The 17,629-nt window shown below is 51.8% G+C and carries 18 protein-coding genes and 1 pseudogene; 10 read left to right on the top strand and 9 right to left on the bottom strand.

Annotation, left to right across the window (positions count from 1 at the left end; genetic code table 11):
- Window positions 1–26 precede the first annotated feature (26 nt).
- On the top strand, window positions 27–926 hold the full coding sequence (locus tag KI610_RS13430; protein ID WP_226495468.1) for a LysR family transcriptional regulator: 900 nt from the start codon (window positions 27–29) through the stop codon (window positions 924–926).
- A gap of 27 nt (window positions 927–953) precedes the next feature.
- On the opposite strand, the gene KI610_RS13425 is transcribed toward KI610_RS13430, so the two are convergent.
- Window positions 954–1,616, bottom strand: coding sequence for a TetR/AcrR family transcriptional regulator (locus KI610_RS13425; protein WP_226495467.1), 663 nt, complete (start codon window positions 1,614–1,616; stop codon window positions 954–956).
- A 918-nt stretch (window positions 1,617–2,534) separates the two neighbouring features.
- Here KI610_RS13425 and KI610_RS13420 point away from each other — a divergent pair.
- The 8 genes from KI610_RS13420 to KI610_RS13385 all read left to right on the top strand — a co-directional run bounded on the left by KI610_RS13420 (window position 2,535) and on the right by KI610_RS13385 (window position 11,175).
- Window positions 2,535–3,311, top strand: coding sequence for an SDR family NAD(P)-dependent oxidoreductase (locus KI610_RS13420; protein WP_226495466.1), 777 nt, complete (start codon window positions 2,535–2,537; stop codon window positions 3,309–3,311).
- 259 nt (window positions 3,312–3,570) lie between these two features.
- Entirely contained in the window at window positions 3,571–5,268 is a 1,698-nt protein-coding gene (locus KI610_RS13415) for an FAD-dependent oxidoreductase (protein ID WP_226495465.1), read from the top strand.
- 19 nt (window positions 5,269–5,287) lie between these two features.
- The gene (locus tag KI610_RS13410; RefSeq protein ID WP_226495464.1) at window positions 5,288–5,719 is read left to right on the top strand and encodes a c-type cytochrome domain-containing protein; all 432 of its coding nucleotides are present in this window, start codon (window positions 5,288–5,290) and stop codon (window positions 5,717–5,719) included.
- A gap of 59 nt (window positions 5,720–5,778) precedes the next feature.
- Window positions 5,779–5,982, top strand: a complete 204-nt coding sequence (locus KI610_RS13405; RefSeq protein WP_226495463.1) for a hypothetical protein — start codon at window positions 5,779–5,781, stop codon at window positions 5,980–5,982.
- Window positions 5,983–6,165: 183 nt separating this feature from the next.
- On the top strand, window positions 6,166–7,734 hold the full coding sequence (locus tag KI610_RS13400) for a phytoene desaturase family protein (RefSeq protein WP_226495462.1): 1,569 nt from the start codon (window positions 6,166–6,168) through the stop codon (window positions 7,732–7,734).
- Between the two features lie 628 nt (window positions 7,735–8,362).
- Entirely contained in the window at window positions 8,363–8,509 is a 147-nt protein-coding gene (locus KI610_RS13395) for a cytochrome P450 (protein ID WP_226495461.1), read from the top strand.
- 89 nt (window positions 8,510–8,598) lie between these two features.
- Window positions 8,599–9,375, top strand: coding sequence for an SDR family NAD(P)-dependent oxidoreductase (locus KI610_RS13390; RefSeq protein ID WP_226495460.1), 777 nt, complete (start codon window positions 8,599–8,601; stop codon window positions 9,373–9,375).
- Between the two features lie 96 nt (window positions 9,376–9,471).
- Window positions 9,472–11,175 (top strand): HAMP domain-containing methyl-accepting chemotaxis protein, encoded by a 1,704-nt coding sequence (locus KI610_RS13385; RefSeq protein ID WP_226495459.1) that lies wholly within the window; start codon window positions 9,472–9,474, stop codon window positions 11,173–11,175.
- 101 nt (window positions 11,176–11,276) lie between these two features.
- Here the strand turns inward: KI610_RS13385 and KI610_RS13380 are convergent, their stop codons facing one another.
- A complete protein-coding gene (locus tag KI610_RS13380; protein WP_226495458.1) occupies window positions 11,277–11,468 on the bottom strand; it encodes a hypothetical protein in 192 nt (63 codons plus the stop codon).
- Window positions 11,469–11,502: 34 nt separating this feature from the next.
- Here KI610_RS13380 and KI610_RS13375 point away from each other — a divergent pair, with 34 nt between their 5' ends.
- Complete coding sequence (locus KI610_RS13375) at window positions 11,503–12,771, top strand: MFS transporter (RefSeq protein ID WP_226495457.1); 1,269 nt, start codon at window positions 11,503–11,505, stop codon at window positions 12,769–12,771.
- A 167-nt stretch (window positions 12,772–12,938) separates the two neighbouring features.
- Here KI610_RS13375 and KI610_RS13370 read toward each other — a convergent pair whose 3' ends face one another.
- The 7 genes and pseudogenes from KI610_RS13370 to KI610_RS13340 all read right to left on the bottom strand — a co-directional run bounded on the left by KI610_RS13370 (window position 12,939) and on the right by KI610_RS13340 (window position 17,576).
- Window positions 12,939–13,538, bottom strand: coding sequence for a MarR family winged helix-turn-helix transcriptional regulator (locus KI610_RS13370; RefSeq protein ID WP_226495456.1), 600 nt, complete (start codon window positions 13,536–13,538; stop codon window positions 12,939–12,941).
- 382 nt (window positions 13,539–13,920) lie between these two features.
- Window positions 13,921–14,574 (bottom strand): cytochrome b/b6 domain-containing protein, encoded by a 654-nt coding sequence (locus KI610_RS13365; protein WP_226495455.1) that lies wholly within the window; start codon window positions 14,572–14,574, stop codon window positions 13,921–13,923.
- Window positions 14,575–14,576: 2 nt separating this feature from the next.
- Window positions 14,577–15,014 (bottom strand): c-type cytochrome, encoded by a 438-nt coding sequence (locus tag KI610_RS13360; protein WP_226495454.1) that lies wholly within the window; start codon window positions 15,012–15,014, stop codon window positions 14,577–14,579.
- 147 nt (window positions 15,015–15,161) lie between these two features.
- A complete protein-coding gene (locus KI610_RS13355) occupies window positions 15,162–15,602 on the bottom strand; it encodes a hypothetical protein (protein ID WP_226495453.1) in 441 nt (146 codons plus the stop codon).
- Window positions 15,592–16,059, bottom strand: coding sequence for a MarR family winged helix-turn-helix transcriptional regulator (locus KI610_RS13350; RefSeq protein ID WP_226495452.1), 468 nt, complete (start codon window positions 16,057–16,059; stop codon window positions 15,592–15,594). The genes KI610_RS13355 and KI610_RS13350 overlap by 11 nt, the downstream gene beginning before the upstream one ends.
- 286 nt (window positions 16,060–16,345) lie before the next feature.
- A pseudogene (locus KI610_RS13345) lies at window positions 16,346–16,543 on the bottom strand (IS5/IS1182 family transposase); the annotation flags it as partial.
- Between the two features lie 19 nt (window positions 16,544–16,562).
- Window positions 16,563–17,576, bottom strand: coding sequence for an isocitrate/isopropylmalate dehydrogenase family protein (locus KI610_RS13340; RefSeq protein ID WP_226495451.1), 1,014 nt, complete (start codon window positions 17,574–17,576; stop codon window positions 16,563–16,565).
- Window positions 17,577–17,629 lie beyond the last annotated feature (53 nt).

Genomic DNA, 17,629 nt, shown 5'->3' with positions numbered 1-17,629 from the left:
CAGTCACTTGTGCGGCAGGCAAACCAATGCGCAGAAAAATTCCGAACACCACGACACTCTTGGCTTTTGAAGCAGCAGCAAGGCACGAAAGCTTTACCAAGGCGGCGAGTGAGCTATCCCTAACCCAAGGCGCAGTTTGTCGTCAGATTGGTGGCTTGGAAGAGTTTCTTGGCGTGAAATTATTCAGGCGTACGCGTCGCGGTGTCGAGCTCACAGAGGCGGGAGGTACATACTGCCGCCAGATCACCGGTCAACTTGACGCCATCGAAAGAGATACCCTATCTCTGATGGCCCACATGGGCAGAGGCCATACGATCGAATTGGCGGTAATGCCCACCTTTGCGACATGTTGGCTTATTCCAAGGCTAAATTCCTTTTTTAAAGCCAACCCTGATATCAGAATCAATCTAACCACTCAAACGCGACCATTCTTGTTCGACGAAACCACTTTCGACGCTTCGCTCTACCATGGTATTGCCGGATGGCCTGGTACTGAAGCGTTTTTCCTCATGCGAGAGGAGGCCGTCCCGGTTTGTAGTCCTCAGCTTTTGGCTGGGCGGGGCAGCATTGGACCCGAGGAAATCGGCACCATGCCCTTGCTGCAACAAACGACCAGACCCTATGCTTGGAGAAACTGGTTTGGATCTTTGGGTGTGAACGTTATCGGCGACATGAGCGGGATGCGACTCGAGCTCTTTACGATGCTGGCAAGAGCTGCCGAAGAGGGGATGGGGGTTGCGCTTATTCCGCCTATGTATATCGAGTCGGAACTGAAGTCTGGTTCACTTGTGATTGCAATGGATCAACGCACTGTAAGTGACTCGGCCTATTTTTTTATTGTCCCGGAAGCAAAAGCAGATGATCCGACTCTGCTGGCACTTCGTGATTGGTTGCTTGATGAGGTGCGTCTCTTTACAGGGCGATGAAACATAGGGCTCAGGGAAACCATGCCCTTAGCTGCTGCCGGCAATCGGTTCGGAAGGGCGCGATAGCAAAACTGTTTGTACGAATGCACGTCGGACGCGATCAACCCTGTCCGAACTCTCACCAATCTCCATCATTTGAATTAGTGCAGTGGAGCCTGCGTACACGATAATGGCTTCATCGTAAGCGTTCAGGTCCGCACGAATATTTCCTTCCTTCTGGCCGCGCGCTATAACGTCTGCAAAGCCCTGAATCATATGACGGTAGTGTTGTAAATAGCGAGGCCAAGTCGGTTCATGCACGCTGACACTCCATTCGCGAAGTATTCGGGCGTAGTCTGCATGGCTGCCAAGTGTATTGGTCAAGGCTTCAGTTAGTTCGAGGAGAGCCACGTCAGCAGGCTTGTCCGAATCCACGGCCTTGGCAATCGTCAACTGGTAAAACGATTCCACCTCCTCCAAGACTGCGCTTACAAGCATTTCGCGGGTTTTGAAGTAGAAAAAAACCGTGGGAACAGAAACCTGTGCCGCGGTTGCGATTGCAGCATGATTCGCTGCAACAAAGCCTCGCGATGCGAATATATTTATGGCCCAGCCAAGCAGTTGTGTGCGGCGCTGATCGGGAGACAGGCGAACTGATCGTTCTGATGTGCTCCTCGCTTTTCTTGAATTTTGTACGGGTTTTGTTTTCACTTTTGAATTGCTGATATGAGTTCTAGCATCAAGCCTCAAGATCGTATCCCATGACGTGAGGCAAGAGGCACTCAAGGGGTTATAGGCTCCGGCTAGGTGCTTGCCAGTTGGATTGGCACAACGGGCAGGCTAATATAAAAATTGTCGCTGACCTCGGCCGAGATTTCCAGGGGTATATACATGTTCCCTAGTGAACAACGTGCGTTCTGCCCAAAGTTCTTCTAACGTCGCCAATTCTGGCGATGCATAGGGCCAGAATTCTCAGGGATTCTTCTGTCTCCTGCTCCACCTCATTTCTCAGAAGATACACACGTAACGTTGCTAGGTGGCCAGATCTCCTTTCGAATGGTCGCCGGGCTTCCCGAAGGCCTGCGCTTGCGCCTATTCAAGATACGCAGCGCCACCATGTCTTTTTGATAACAAGTTCGATAGGCATTATGTAACAAGGTCGATCATTCTGCGTGCGATCGACGACGCCAGAGTTTTCGAGCAACGCGGAAAGTTGCATCCTGCAATGGAGCAACAGTTGATTCCTCGCTAACAGTTGAGACTGGGACTACAACCTTCCCTGAATTTTCCGATGACCTTTCGGTCGCTCCTGCGGCATTGACTCTTGGGTCAGAACACTCTCCCGAAACCTACTGCTCTTGCACCGCGTAGCGGAATACTGACTGCGACTCAGCGGTCAGCGCCACCTGACAATCATCGCAATAACAAATTACGCTTGTTGACATCGATATCAATATATAAAACAATCGTCCCTTCATAGTTGAAATATGGGGAGATTGAAATGCCGAAAATCCATGTCACAAGCCGCAATGGGGCAGCATCCGAACTGACCGTCGATGCGTCGGGTACCGCATGCCTAGAGGCCATTCATGGAGCTGTAAAGCCATACCGGCTGATAAAGGAATAGAGATGGGAAAAGTTCTTGAAGGGAAAGTGATCGTTGTTACTGGTGCCGGCGGTGGTATCGGACGCGAGAGCTCTCGTGTTTTTGCCTCAGCAGGTGCCAAATTGGTTCTGGCAGATATAGGTGAGCAAGGCTTACGGGAAACGCTTGATGTGATTCGCGCCGATGGCTTTGATGCCGAATCTGTCGTGACCGATGTCGGCGACGAAGAATCAGTCCGGGGACTGGTCGCCCACACCATGTCACGGCATCAGCGATTAGACGGGGCATTCAATAATGCCGCCGTTGAACAAGCATCCAAACCGCTCACAGATCTGTCACTTGCTGAGTGGGAGAGAGCCATGCGGGTCGACCTGACCGGTGTCTTCCTTTGTTTGAAGTATCAAATCCCGGCCATGCTCGCTAGTGGAGGCGGTTCTATTGTGAATACGTCGTCGGCTGCAGCCGAGATTGCCTTTCCCTGTGGAGCCGAATATATCTCCGCCAAAGCTGGTGTTTTGGGATTAACACGCGCTGCTGCAGTCGATTTTGGTGCCAGGGGAATCCGGATAAATGCGATTCTCCCCGGCGTCATTCGTACCCCGATGGTGCAACGTCTTTCCGAAGATCCGCGGTTCCGTGATTTTCTGGGACTCACTCGCGAACGTCATATCTTGAAGCGATTCGGTGAATCTGCCGAAGTGGGTGAAGTTGCCAAATGGCTTCTATCCGATGCCGCGACTTTTGTTCAAGGGGCTTGCATCAACGTTGATGGCGGTTTCAGCATCAACGGCGGTCAATAGCGCTCGGATGAAGCCTACTTCCTGCTGCGATTTCTAACAATTTCCCATCAAATTGGTACGACGGTCTGGATATATAGAGACTAAAAACAAATCAATAGATCAGAGGATTCCAACCAAAAATCCCAGTTGAAATTCGTGACCCAAACCACCACAAAGGAGCGAGACAATTATGAGTGACAGAGAAATTAAGCATCCGGAGCCAGGTAATCCTCGGCGCCGATTCCTAACAAATACTGTAGCCGGAAGCGCAGCTGGGTTGATGGGCACATTGCCATTCACCAGCGTTGCCAATGCAGTAGAGCGCTGGGACAAGGAAGCCGATGTGGTCGTTGTCGGCAGTGGAGCAGCCGGCTTGGTCGCTGCGGTTTCTGCTGTTTATGCGGGCGCGTCGGTGATCATCGTGGAAAAAGCGCCCGTTGTCGGTGGGACTACGGCCAAGTCGGATGGTGGCTACTGGATTCCGAACAATCGCGACATGCGTGCCGCAGGCCTGGTGGACAACCGAATTGACGCGATCACCTTCATGGCGCGATGTGCTCGGCCGCAGTTGTTTAACCCGACGGATGCGCTGCTGGGGTTGCCGGAAAGAGAATACCGTCTGCTCGAGACCTACTATGACAATGCTTCCAAGACGGTGGAATTTCTGGAAGAAATTTCTGCGCTCAAATCGTTTCAAGCCTACCCCTGGCCAGATTACGTCGAAATTCCGGAGAACAAGTCTCCCAAAGGACGGGCTTTTACTCCGCGCAAACCGGATGGCAGCTATGGGAGGGGCGTGGAAATCGTCCGGCAGCTCAAGGCATGGCTAGATGACAAAAAGGTTCCCGTCCTACTTCGGCACAGAGCTAAAGAAGTAGTACGTAATGAACGGGGCGAAGTTGTCGGACTACTGGCAACGACCAAAGACGGGCGAACAATTTCTCTTCGTGCAAAAAAAGGGGTGATCTTCGGCAGTGGTGGTTTTGGTCAGAATCCAGAAATGATGCTCAATTACCAGCCACTTCCGATTTACGGTGGCTTGGCCGTGCCCGGCGCCGAAGGCGACTTCGTGCGTATTGGCCAATCTGTCGGGGCAAAGCTGGGCAACATGGCCAATTCGTGGCACATGCAGATACTCTTGGAGCCGGCGCTGGAGGTGCGAAGCATGCCCATAGGCATTGTGCAGCCGCCGGGCGACAGTATGATTCTTGTCAACAAGTACGGCGAGCGTGTCGTCGGTGAGAAGCGCAATTACCACGATAGAACTCAAGCACATTTTGCGTGGGACGCACTTCGCTCCGAATATCCCAACCAGCTCATGTTCATGGTCTACGACCGGCGAACGGCTGAGCTTTTCGCAGGGAGCTATCCTCTTCCTGCAGCGGGGACTGCAGCTTCGTACGTCATCAGCGCGGCATCGTTGGCGGAGCTTGAGCAGGCCATACAGGCCCGGCTGAAGAAGTTGTCTCCACGGTTGGGCAATATCCGCCTGTCGGACAACTTCGCCAAGAATCTTGCAGCAACGGTGACAAATTTCAACCGATATGCCGCAAATGGCGTTGACGAACAATTCCAGCGTGGCTCAAAGGCGTACGACATTGAATGGGACGCCATCTACACGTCCCATCCTCGCCCCGATACGGGGTGGAAGATGGGAGAGGCCCCCAATCCAACCATGCATCCGTTCCAGTCGGACGGCCCCTACTACGCCATCATCGTTGGCGCCACATGCCTGGATACAAATGGCGGTCCTGTGATCAACTCATCGGCACAGGTGTTGGATGCTGATGAAAAACCAATTTCCGGTCTCTATGGTGCAGGTAACTGCATAGCATCGCCAGCTGCCCAAGGGTATTGGGGAGGGGGGGCCACGATCGGTCCGGCGATGATCTATGGTTTCTTGGCGGGAAGCCATGCAGCACGGTCTGCTGTAAAGCAGGCATCGAGCTCAGTCAAGGCAGGTGGCAAGCAGGCCTGACGATTTTCAAGGACGAAACGTGAAACTTAAAGGTTTTCTCGGCGTGTTTATCTTTGCCGGGCTCAGCGCTTACGGGCATGGACAGCAGACGGGGGGCCTGGTGAGGGGGGCTAAGCCTGCGATCCAGTCTGTGGTGAGCTTTAAGGGTGACATTCAGCCGATCCTTGATGCTCAATGCGTCGCCTGTCACCAGAGTGGAGCGGCTTCGGCCAACCTTAATCTGGAGGATGGGATGGCCTACCTGGCTTCAGTTCGGAAGGGGAGTCAACAAAGCAAACTTCAGCTTGTTACGCCGGGCAAGCCCGACGAAAGCTATCTGGTGCGCAAATTAGAGGGATCCCATATCAGCGCGGGGGGGCAAGGTGATCAAATGCCTGTGCTTGAACCGCTGGGCAAGGGGTCAATAACACTGATCCGTCAGTGGATACAGGATGGTGCACCTGACAACTAACGCGTTGACGGGGATGCCTGCCAACAGACGAAAAATACTAATTTACTTGGAGCTGCAATATGAAGATGACCACTCCCGACGGCATGGAGATAATGAAGCTTGATGCCATTGAGCGTAGAGGAAACGACCTCGCCTTGAAGGCCAACATCATGGGTGCCATGCCCATGACTGTTCTCCTGTCCCCAAGCGAGGCGCGCAAGGCGCTTCGAATGCTCAACTGGCGACTCGTACTGTTTCTGCTGACCTTCCTGTTTCGCAAGTAAGCCAGCCTCAGCCTGAAAAGGGCGCCTTTTACTTAAAACAATTCAATGATGTGTGGTGCCATGAAAACCCACAGTGCAAATCTAGCAGGTGTGCTGTTGCTCAAGGTACGAACAATTTTCTGTGCAGCAAGCAATTTTCGGCATGACATCTGTGCTTAGCAAAACGATCGAAAGGAATTTGACATGAGTGAAATGACGGACATTATTGTGGTCGGTGCAGGCCACAACTCCTTAACTGCAGCGGCGTATCTTGCCAAGCATGGTCTCAGCGTTCTAGTGCTGGAGCGCAACGATCACATCGGCGGCGGCGTTGTAACCGAAGAGCTCACGGTACCTGGCTTCCATCACGATACCCACTCGATCATTCATCAATACATCCAGATGAACCCGATGATCGATAAGGATGAGCTTGGATTACTGTCCAAGTTCGGACTGAAGTACCTTGAGGCGCCCTACATGTTCTCCAGCGTCTTCGAAGATGGATCGATTATCCAGATGGGACAGGATCTGGAGATGTCGTGTGCCAGCATTGCGGTGCATTCTGAGCGCGATGCCAAAGCTTACCGGGACTTCATCCATAAGACTTATGAAATCCTGCCTATGGTGCAGCATGCTCTCTTTAATCCCCCGATGCCATTCGGCGGATTTATGGCATTGCTGGAGCAAAGCCCCTTGGGCCGCGAGTTGATGGGCGATATGCTGGGTAGCGCCTATGATCTTGCCCTGAAGTATTTCGAGAACGAAAAGGTGCAGATGCATCTGTTGCGTTATGCGGCGGAGGCCATGATGGGGCCGGAAAGCAAGGGTACTGGCTTGCTGTTGTTCATCACGGCAGCCGCCTTGCACGCGAAGAACGCGCGCTACCCAGAGGGTGGAAGCGGCCATTTGAGTTTGGCCATTCAAAGATGCATCGAGCACTACGGCGGCAAGATTATGTTGAATTCCTCCGTCAAGCGGCTCATCATGTCCGGAGACAAGGCCACAGGGGTGGAGCTCGACGATGGTCGCGTCTTCCATGCCAAAAAGGCTGTGCTGGCTAGTGTCCACCCGAAAAATCTCAATGATTTCGTGGGTGGCAGGCTGACCCCGGAGATTCAAGCTGATATCAAGAACCTCAAGCCGTCAGACTATGTAGCGTTCAACACGCACTATGCTCTGAAAGAGCCGCTTCGCTACAAGGTGCATCCAGAGGCACTGGCGAATACGTTTGGTATTGAGATTCAGCCTGCCAATATGATGGAACTGCGTCAGATGTTCGACGAATTCCGGTACAACAAGCTTCCTGAGCATCTCTCCGTGATCGGATGCGTCCCGTCAAATTTCGACAAGAAACGCTGCCCAGAGGGTAACGCTGTACTGTACCTATATATGTTCGCGCCTTCTAAGTTGGTTAATGGCGATTGGGACGAGATCAAGATGCAGGTGGCCGACAGAATGCTTGAGACGTATAGGCAGATTGCTGAGAATCTGACCGACGACAACATCATTGCCCGTCACGTTGATAGTCCGAAAGATATGGCGAAGCACTCGGCTAGTTTCGTTGGCGGCGACATCATGTCACTTGGAATGCATCTGTTCCAGTTCATGGGGCGTCGGCCCACACCGGATCTGGCAAGCTATCGAGTTCCAGGGGTTAGTGGCTTGTATCTGGTCGGCCCATTTATGCATCCCGGTGGTGGTGTCATGGGAGGGGGCCGCCCAGTCGCTATCAGGGTGATGGCTGACTTGGGGATGAAGACAGACATGCTTTGACATTAGTGGAGCATGTCGCTCCAACGTGACTGAATTCTTGTGTTAACGGGATCTTGGTTACATCCAAGCGGCTGCTCCTTAATTTGTGTGGAGATATGTTCATGGCTCCACTTCAATCACGAATCAATATATCCAATTTCGACCGATGTGTTGTGTAGTGGCACGTAGAGAGATTCTGGTCCGACGCATTAAGGTCTCGATACTGGCACCATCCTCGAACACATCGCGAACGATGGCATTAATACCATCACCCCGCTACGCCGCGAATGGATCGTTCAATTGGATTTGAGTGACTCACGTGAAAAATCGGGAGTTTGGTCGAGCACTTTTCCTTCCGCATTTAACAATTCAGGCGCATTGCCAGGCGCTACAACAATCTGGCTGAGCGCTTCGCTTCCATTGTCGCGCGGATACGCGGCCTTCAGTTGGCTTGCTTGATTGTCGAACCCCCCTCGTCCGGCGACGTACCGAAGAAGGTTCGAGAAAGTTAAGTTTCAGCCCCGTCGCGGAAAACCCCTTCATTACGGTGATTTGAAAATTTTTCGATACGCGTAGACAATTTAATTCGAGATCGTATTATTCTAGTTCGAACGGTATGCTTGGCGTGTTTCAGTCGAGCACTTCCTAGGTGGAACTGGAGGGCATCGCGTACGAGATTTTGACCAGCAGGCTTCCTGGGTTGCGCGTTGAGCCGGGCTACACCATCCAATATGAACCGACGCTGATGAACGTGATTATTGCGCGGATGCCGGTTGAGTGGAATGTGAATAAATAGGACTGATGCCGCCCCCCTTGCGTGCCTGATTGCATGCAGGGGGTCGTTCATCAAGCGTTAACGTTAAACAGCCTGATAAAGGAATAGAGATGGGAAAAATTCTTGAAGGAAAAGTGATCATTGTTACTGGTGCTGGCGGTGGAATCGGACGCGAGAGCTCTCGTGTTTTTGCCTCAGCAGGAGCCAAATTGGTTCTGGCTGATATAGGTGAGCAAGGCTTACGGGAAACGCTTGATGCGATTCGCGCCGATGGCTTTGACGCCGAATCTGTCGTAACCGATGTCGGCGACGAAGAATCGGTCCGGGGGCTGGTCGCCCACACCATGTCACGGTATCAGCGGTTAGACGGGGCATTCAATAATGCCGCTGTTGAACAAGCATCCAAACCGCTCACAGATCTGTCACTTGCTGAGTGGGAGAGAGCCATGCGGGTCGACCTGACCGGTGTCTTCCTTTGTTTGAAGTATCAAATCCCGGCCATGCTCGCTAGTGGAGGCGGTTCTATTGTGAATACGTCGTCGGCTGCAGCCGAGATTGCCTTTCCCTATGGAGCCGAATACATCTCCGCCAAAGCTGGTGTTTTGGGATTAACGCGTGCTGCTGCAGTCGATTTTGGTGCTAGGGGAATTCGGATAAATGCGATTCTCCCCGGCGTCATTCGTACCCCGATGGTGCAACGTCTTTCCGAAGATCCGCGGTTCCGTGATTTTCTGGGACTCACTCGCGAACGTCATATCTTGAAGCGATTCGGTGAATCTGCCGAAGTGGGTGAAGTTGCCAAATGGCTTCTATCCGATGGCGCGACTTTTGTTCAAGGTGCGTGCATCAATGTTGATGGCGGTTTCAGCATCAACGGCGGTCAATAGTCACCAGAACAGGCCAGGGGCGGCGTTGCTTCTGGCGAGAACCGATATCTCCAATGGTTTTGAAAAACAAAGCTGGATCGGTATTTGGAGCAAGAAATGCATAGATTGGCAATGTTGTCCATCCGGCAGAAGCTAATGCTGATGGCGATTGTTTCCTTGGTCAGTTTGGCGGTCGTAGGCTTTTCCGGTTGGTTGGGTGTTTCGCGTTTGGGTAGTGCTCTTGATGAAATCCAGGGGCAAAGTTTCCCTGCGCTCACGTCAATGCTCCAGGCGCGTAGCGACCAGATGGAAACCGTATTGATATTGCGCGAGTTTGCCGAATGGAAGCCTGAAACGTATGAAAGCAACCCGGACGACGGCTTGCGAGAGGCCAAGGGACTGGCACAGTCGATCCTGCTGCGCCAGGGGGAACCGTCAAATAGAATGGATGCAAGCTTCGCCGCCTACGTGGCGCTGCCAAAGACCCTGGAGGAAGAAACACAATGGAAGGTTGTGAAGGAGAAAAAAGCAGTTTTCGACGACGTTTGTAACGAACTACGCAATGTGCTGAATGAGATCGCCAACGCCAATGACTTTGTGGTGGCCCGCTCTCTGTCCAGTCGCTATTACGCCCGCAACAATTCCATCGAATCGCTACTGACTGAAGCGAATAAAGAAACCCAAATCCTATTAGAAATCATCAAGAAAAAAGCGGATGCGATCAAGGTGTCTGCTGAAAGCTCACGTACAAGCGCCCTTACCGTGATACTTGTGATTTTAATTCTCGCTGGTGCAGGTTTGGCTGGGCTGACCTTCCTGATTGTTCGTACTGTGGTTGGTTCGTTGGAATCGATGCGCCGTGAGATTGTCCGGGTAGCCGATACGAAGGATTTTACCTCCCGCATTCTGTGTAGCGGGAATGACGAGTTGGCTCAAACCGCTGAGGCCTTCAATGGATTGCTCGATACTCTGCAAAGCTCTCTCAAGGCCGTTCTGGAAAGTGCTTTGGGGATATCTAAGGTAGCCAACGATTCGGCGACGGCTGCCAGTCGAGTGCTGGAAGCCTCTACCCAACAAAGCGAAGCCGCTTTATCCATGGCCGCATCCATAGAACAAATGACTGTTGGCATCAACCTTATTTCTGATAACGCCAAGGTTGTCATGGGGCGCTCCCGTGAAGCGAGTGAAGCGGCCGACATGGGGGCCAGGACCATCAATGGTGCTGCCCAGGAAATGGACACCATAAATCAGACGGTTTCTGTAGCGAGCGAGACGATCCATCAGGTGGATGAGCAGTCAAGTAATATTTCGGCAATTATTAGCGTAATCAAGGATGTGGCGGAACAGACAAATCTGTTAGCCCTCAATGCAGCCATCGAAGCTGCTCGGGCTGGCGAGCAGGGCCGGGGGTTCGCCGTAGTGGCCGACGAGGTTCGTAAGTTGGCGGAGCGAACTAGTAAGGCAACTGCTGAGATTAGCGCCATGATTGTTGCCATGCAATCCTCGGCCAGTGGGGCGGTATCCGGCATGCAGCTTATTGTCGGTAAAGTTAAAGACGGCAAGGATCTTTCATCCCAAGCATCACACCGAATGAATACCATCCAAGCCAATTCGGATGAAATGGCGCTGTCGATCAATCAAATATCCGATGCTCTGAGCGAACAGAGTGCTTCAGCCCAGGAAATTTCCCGCAAGGTGGAAGTGGTCGCGCAGATGAGCGAGGAAAACTGCGAGGTGGCAGCTGAAACTGCTCGTATTTCCAAGGATCTTAAATGTCTATCGGAAAAACTGCACGCAACAGCGAACCTTTTTCGAGTCTGAGTCGCGCCCCAAAAAACTAAATCGGGCATACAAGCGAGATCCGATAGCAATAGAAAAGGAGAGGGTGATCTGCATCGTCGTTCCGAGCGGAAATTCCGACGTCAGAACGCTTCAATTCCAGCCTTGCGTAGCAACTTACCGGACGAAGGTTTGAGAGTTTGATATTCGGACGTTGTTGCAGCAAAGCCTTTCCCAAAAGGCAATTTCGATACTTTGCCGAACACAATGAGCAGATTGTTTTGCTCGTGTTGGTAGTCCCCAATAACGAACAGTCTCTGATTAACCTTTTCCACGCAAGCACCCTAGTTAGAATATGAAGGGATAAATATGAACATTCACGAGCTAGATCAGCGCAGTACTGAAACCCAAAGTTCTCCGCTCGCTTCGAGAAGAACAGCCGTTCTTGCTGTCATCGGCTGCCTCCTCGCTTTGGCTACCTCCTCTGGCGCAGTGGTGGCCTTTGCGTTGAGTATGTTTATTGCTCCCATGGGAGACGAGTTTCACTGGACACGAACTGATATTTCGCTGGGTTACAGCATTATGACTTTAGGTCTGGCGTTCAGCGCACCGTTTGCAGGGCGTGTGTTTGACTATTATGGGGTACGTCGAACACTGCTTTTTCTTGTTCCGCTCTTCGCTGCTGCCATAGCTAGTCTTTCCCTGTTGCCGCCATCGCTACCTGCATATTTGGGTTTTTTTGGTGTGGCGGGAGTGCTTGGGGCATTTCATTCATCGATTCCTTACATCAAAGTTGTCTCAGGGTGGTTTGACAGAAGGCGCGGAATTGCCATCGGTGTAACGATGAGCGGTGTTGCCGTCGGTGGTATTTTGCTTACCCAAACTGTTCGGTTCGTGATGGAGCGCGCCGGCTGGCGAGATGGGTTCATTGCCCTGGGAGCGATAATCCTGATACTTGGCTTCAGCGCAGTGCTGTTTCTAGTTCACGAGAAGCCTACACCAGTACGGGCCTTGGATGTACCGTTGGATGTTTCGACATCGTTATCCGGCACGACGGTAGCAAAGGCTATCCGAGATCCCGCTTTTTGGATCATTTTGCTCTTTGTCTTTTGTATGAGCATGACCGTGAACGGTATTGCTGCCAGTGCGGCCGCGATCTTGAATTGGAAAGGGGCAAGCACAGGGGAGGCTGCGAAGATGTTGGCTATTTTGGCAGGAGCGAGTTTTGTTGGCCGATTGGGAACAGGATTCATACTTGATCGTGTGTTCGCTCCTTATATTGCTGCATCCATTTGCACAATAACGATTGCCGGTATTGCGCTTCTCTCATCTGTTGAGGGATCTACAGCATCAATTGTAGGATTGGCTGCAATTGGATTTTCGCTTGGTGCAGAGACCGACGTAATCGCATATATGTTGGGCCGCTATTGTGGGCTGCGAAGTTTTGGGGCGCTCTTCGGTATTACGGTCGGTATTTTTGCACTTGCCCCAGCATTTGGTATTCCGCTACTGGCTATGAGTTTTGACCACACTCAATCGTATGCCACCACGATGGGTGGATTTGCGGTTGCCGTAGCAATAGCAGCCATCACCACTCTGCAACTAGGTCCCTACAGGTTCTTAGCTGAGGCAGACTAAAAATCGTTGATGCTCACTTAGCTGATATCTTGGAGCTGGCGTTTTTTACTGGCTTGATGGCCTTTAAAAAATTCTGCCCAGTGATACGCTGAAATTACACCTACGGAGTTTCGCTGGCGATGTCGCCCAAATCGCCCCTGCGACTATAGAGGAGCAGTTCGGTAAGACTACTCCGCATCCCTCGCCAGATGAGCGGCCTGGATTGAGTTCACCATCTTTTTTAGTAGTTCGACCAGTTGCATGCGTTCCTTAGTGCTGAGCCTGTTCATGAGTTGCTCTAGCCAACTCCAATGTCCTGGAAGGGTCTGATTGAGAAATTCATGCCCTTGCGTTGTCAGTTCAATGAGGAATGACCGGGAATCTCGTGGGTTGACCTGTCTTTCAATGAGTCCCATGCGGATAAGCGCATTGATGTTGCCTGACATGTTGTTAGATCGCACAAATAACATCGAGCTGAGGGCGCCAACAGTAGTAGGGCTGTTGGCGCGTTGAAGTGTAGCCAAGATGTTGAAATGGATTGGTGAGAGGCCTACCTTGGCGAGTTCTTCAACCTGGTCACGGTCTAATACCGAAAATGCTTGGTACATGGCAAGAACAACAAAGAGTGCGGTGCCGTCGAAAGCTTTGTCTGTAGTAGCAGCTACTGCGCTATGACAGGATAGCAGGGGGAGCGGCAAGAACTTGTCGTCAAGAGTAGTCTGTTCAGCACGAGGTTTACCTCGGACAACGCGTTCGGGTAAAGCGACTTCCCTGGGTTTTTTATTCATTTGGTATGTTCGATAAATTAAGCAATCTGAGCCCGGCTAGTTGGCATTCCAAGCCCCTAATTTACCGAATGACGATTCTACTTTTGCTTCGAAGTCAGGGCAGGGATCAGATGCTCTGTTACATCAGATGAGCATTAATATCCACAGGTAATGGGCGAATACAGCCAAACCCGCTTTTGTTTATACTCATTTTTGGCCAATAAAAAGCACCCTTTTAGCCCTTGTTCCTTCTATGCTGGTGACAGCATTTTGAAAGTGACTGCTTCCAGCCTAGCCCACGCAATAAATGGTAATGATAATACTACAGAGATGGCCTCAATGCGGCCCCTATAAATCAGGGTTGCTACTCAGCTAAAAGCTGCCTACAGCCACCAGTCCGGCATCAGTGCACCGTTAATGAAGCTGCGGTAGCCAGAAGAACAACGCACTGTATGGCCGCCGCCAGAATCAAGCTAACAAATTGAGCGGGTTTAACTGGTGCTGTTACCCATTTCTTACCGGTGAACATCGGACCAACCAGATTCTCTCTGCCGACAAACCAATAGAGCAAAATGGCCGTCATGTGGATGGCAATCAGCCCCCCAAGCCAGTTCGCCAGCCCACGATGAGCGCTACTGGCTACATCTGACAACGACTGGCTGACGCTATGGGCCAGAGGCCCCTGGAACAGAATGCCATCATTAGCCAGCAGCCCAGTGCCGGCCTGAATTAGGAGCACTGCCAGCATGGCCACTACCATCCAGCCGCCCAATGGATTGTGGCCCAACGATTTCGATTGCCGATAAACGAGGTATTGCCGTATGGCAGTAAAACCTCCAAGGAAATCACTGAATCGGGCCGTCTGACTTCCAACCACGCCCCAAATCAAACGAAATATAACTAGCGCCAGGACACCTTTTCCCGCCAATGCATGAGCGTCCAATGCACCCAGCGAGGCGGTCACGAACAAGGCGCCGACGAGAATGACGAGGCACCAGTGAAACAGTCGAATCGGTAAATCCCAAATCTGGATACGGTGCTTGGCCTGATTCATCATTCTTACCAGCCTTTCTTGTACGGCTGATGGCAGGTCTTGCAGTTCTCCGTCACCTTGGCAAATGCTGCGCTAACCGCGGCTTTGTCGGGAGAGGGTGATGAAGCCAGGGTTGCAAGTTCCTGCGCGTTGCTTTGAAAGTTCTTCGACTTCTGAACAAAGTCCGGGAAGTTGCGCCAGATGTCTTCCTTGGCTGCGGAAAAGAACCCTCCTTTGCTTCCAGCCGGGAAAAGGCTTGGAATTCGCTCTGCGAACTCGGCCATCGTCTTGGCAGAGGCCGCAACGGTGGTCATGTTGCCATCGGCCAGCGCATCCTTAATGGTGGCGACAGCACGCTTACTGGCTTTGAAGCCACTCTCCCGTTCCGAAATAACATCACTGGCGACAGCCGCTGAGATGATGAGCCCGCCGAGTATCAGGGCGATTAAGTGCTTTGTGGTCACGATTGCCTCGCTATGGATATAGTTTGCCGCTGGAAATTCCGGGCGCAAGTTGCCTACCGAAGCCGCCCAAGGCGCTTCGCGTAATGAAGTCTCTGGATAAAGATTCGGATGGCTGGGTGCAGAGCTCCCAGCCTCTCGAAAAGAGAGCTACATCTTTTGATGTCGCCGGCTCATTTGCCGGCCGTCACGGATGTTCAGCCCCATCAGGAAAAGATTGGTTGCACCGGCCAGCAATTCCAGAACCTGTACGGTGTAGAACACAGTATCGAATTCGCCGGCTTGAGCCTTGATGCTGAGAAAGATGGCTGCGGGAATCAGGACCAGCAGACCATTGGCTCCGATGATGGGCATGCGACGACGTTTGGCTACCAGGATGGGGAAGGTGCTCTTCCCGCCCATGGCAAATCCGGTTGCGCCGGTAATGGCCATGCAGGGTACGAATGCGATAAATGCATAGGTAATCGCAACCTTCACACTGGTAACCGCACTGTGGTCAAGAAAGAGTTCGGAAACTACCGTCGCTGTCCAGAACGTCGCAATGAACAGGAAGGCTAATACTCCTGCAGCGGCGTGAATATTACGTTTCATCATGCTCTCCTTGTGCAGCCACGCCATGAAGCCGAGAAATCAGGTTGAGGGTACGAAGCGTGGTTTCTAGGTCCTGTGCGGAGAACGCTTCGCCAGTCTTGGTTGCATGCGCTTGCCAGGCCAGGTTGACCCTATCGAATAGCGAGCTGCCTTTCCCGGTCAGGCGGTAGTGTGGCGAGCGTTGATGTGACGGGTTCGCGAGCTTCTCAATCAAGCCATCGTCAACGAGCAGGTTCAGTTGCTTTTGTGCGCCTTGCCGAGAGACACCCATTTGCTCGGCAATTTGGGGGGCCGTCTGTTTCTGGCCTGCCCAGGCGATTGCTCCAAGGATTTGCCATCGGGCGCTGGTCAAGCCGAAAGGTGCCGTGAAAGCATCGCCCCATTCCAGCATCTTTCCATTTGCTTGAAAGAGCGCGACAACAGTCTCGGAGATGAGTCCGGAAATTTCTGAATGCATCTGAAATACCTCACAAGGAAACTAACTGACAACCAGTTTCCAGTAATGGAAACCGGTTGTCAACATGTTTTTCTAGTAGGCCATTTCTCAAATGCCTTGTTGACAATCAACTCACAGCAAACCTGACTGGCGGTAGTGCGGCTAATAGCAGTCGTATCAAGCGAGGAGCGCGACCGTCCGCAGATGGCCGATGGTGTTGAAAAACTCGTTGGCCAAGCTCCTCACGCTCGCCTAAAGGGATATTTTTGGTGGTTTTTTGCCCGTATATGAGGCAGGCGAGTTGGTTCCGACCCACATTCCGGGCATCTTCATGGATGCTGCGGGCGATTTTACGCATCGGCGTATTCGGGCAGCTCGGGGCTTTTTCTGGACAGCTTGCGCAGTCACGCTGGCTTGCCCGATATACGATCGTCTCGGCTTTGGTGATGCAGCTACGTGGAATATTGAAGGCGCGGCGATTACAACGCAGGGCCTTGCCGATTGGGGAGTGGTCCGCAGCATACTCAGCCTAGGTGTCGAGCCACTGCGGTGGCCATTTCATAAGTGGAGGCATTTCCTCCTAAATCAGGAGTTCTTACCAGATCTTCATTCAGTGCTTTATCGATCGCTGAACGAAGGCGTGAAGCCTCGTCGTGTTTTCCAACATGTAAAAGCATCAACGCCCCGGAGAGCAGCAGTGCGATTGGGTTTGCAATTCCTTTTCCCGCGATGCCGGGGGCAGAACCGTGGACCGGTTCAAATAGAGCGCAGTTTTTTCCGATATTCATACACGGAGCCATGCCAATTCCACCAGTTAAACCAGCAGCAAGATCGGAGAGAATGTCACCAAACATATTGGTCGTAACAATTACGTCGAAAAATGATCTATTCATGGCCATTTGCATTGCGCAGGCGTCTACGATCATCTCTTCATATTCAAACGTCTGGGCATACTCACTACTTCCGTAGAGTTCTCTGGCTGTTTGAAGGAAAATTCCAGATAACTTTTTTAGGACATTTGCTTTGTGTACGACTGTGACTTTTCTACGTCTTTGGGTTTGCGCAAGATCAAAGGCAAAACGCAAAATGCGCTCACATCCAATCCTGCTGTTGTATGCAGTGGCCTGAGCTATTCCATGAGGATCGTCACCGACAGGGAGATATGTCTCCTCCGCCGAATACAATCCCTCCATATTCTCGCGAACCATTAACATATCTACCTTGTCGTCATTGAGATGGTCCTTTAACAGGATCTGGCTTGGGCGAACGTTGGCAAACAGTTCAAAATGTTTTCTGAGTCGCAACAGCGGCGATTGAAAGCCCGAGATCAGCGGAGTTTCAACTGGTCCTTTGATGGCAAGTCTCGTTGATTCGATACTTTGTATCGTTCGAGCAGGTAGGGGGTCGCCATACTTCTCAAAGGCACCCAACCCCATTTCGGCATGCTTCCAGTGAAACGGTTGGCCTAATGCCTGGAACACCAATATTAAGGCTTCGGTGATTTCAGGCCCGACGCCATCACCCGGAATCAAAGTCACTGAGATTGATGAAGAACTGATTTTTAACTCCTTAATCGTTGGAGCGTTTTTGA

Source organism: Ferribacterium limneticum (assembly GCF_020510565.1).
GTDB lineage: Bacteria > Pseudomonadota > Gammaproteobacteria > Burkholderiales > Rhodocyclaceae > Azonexus > Azonexus limneticus_B.
This window is presented reverse-complemented; position numbering and strand designations above follow the sequence as displayed.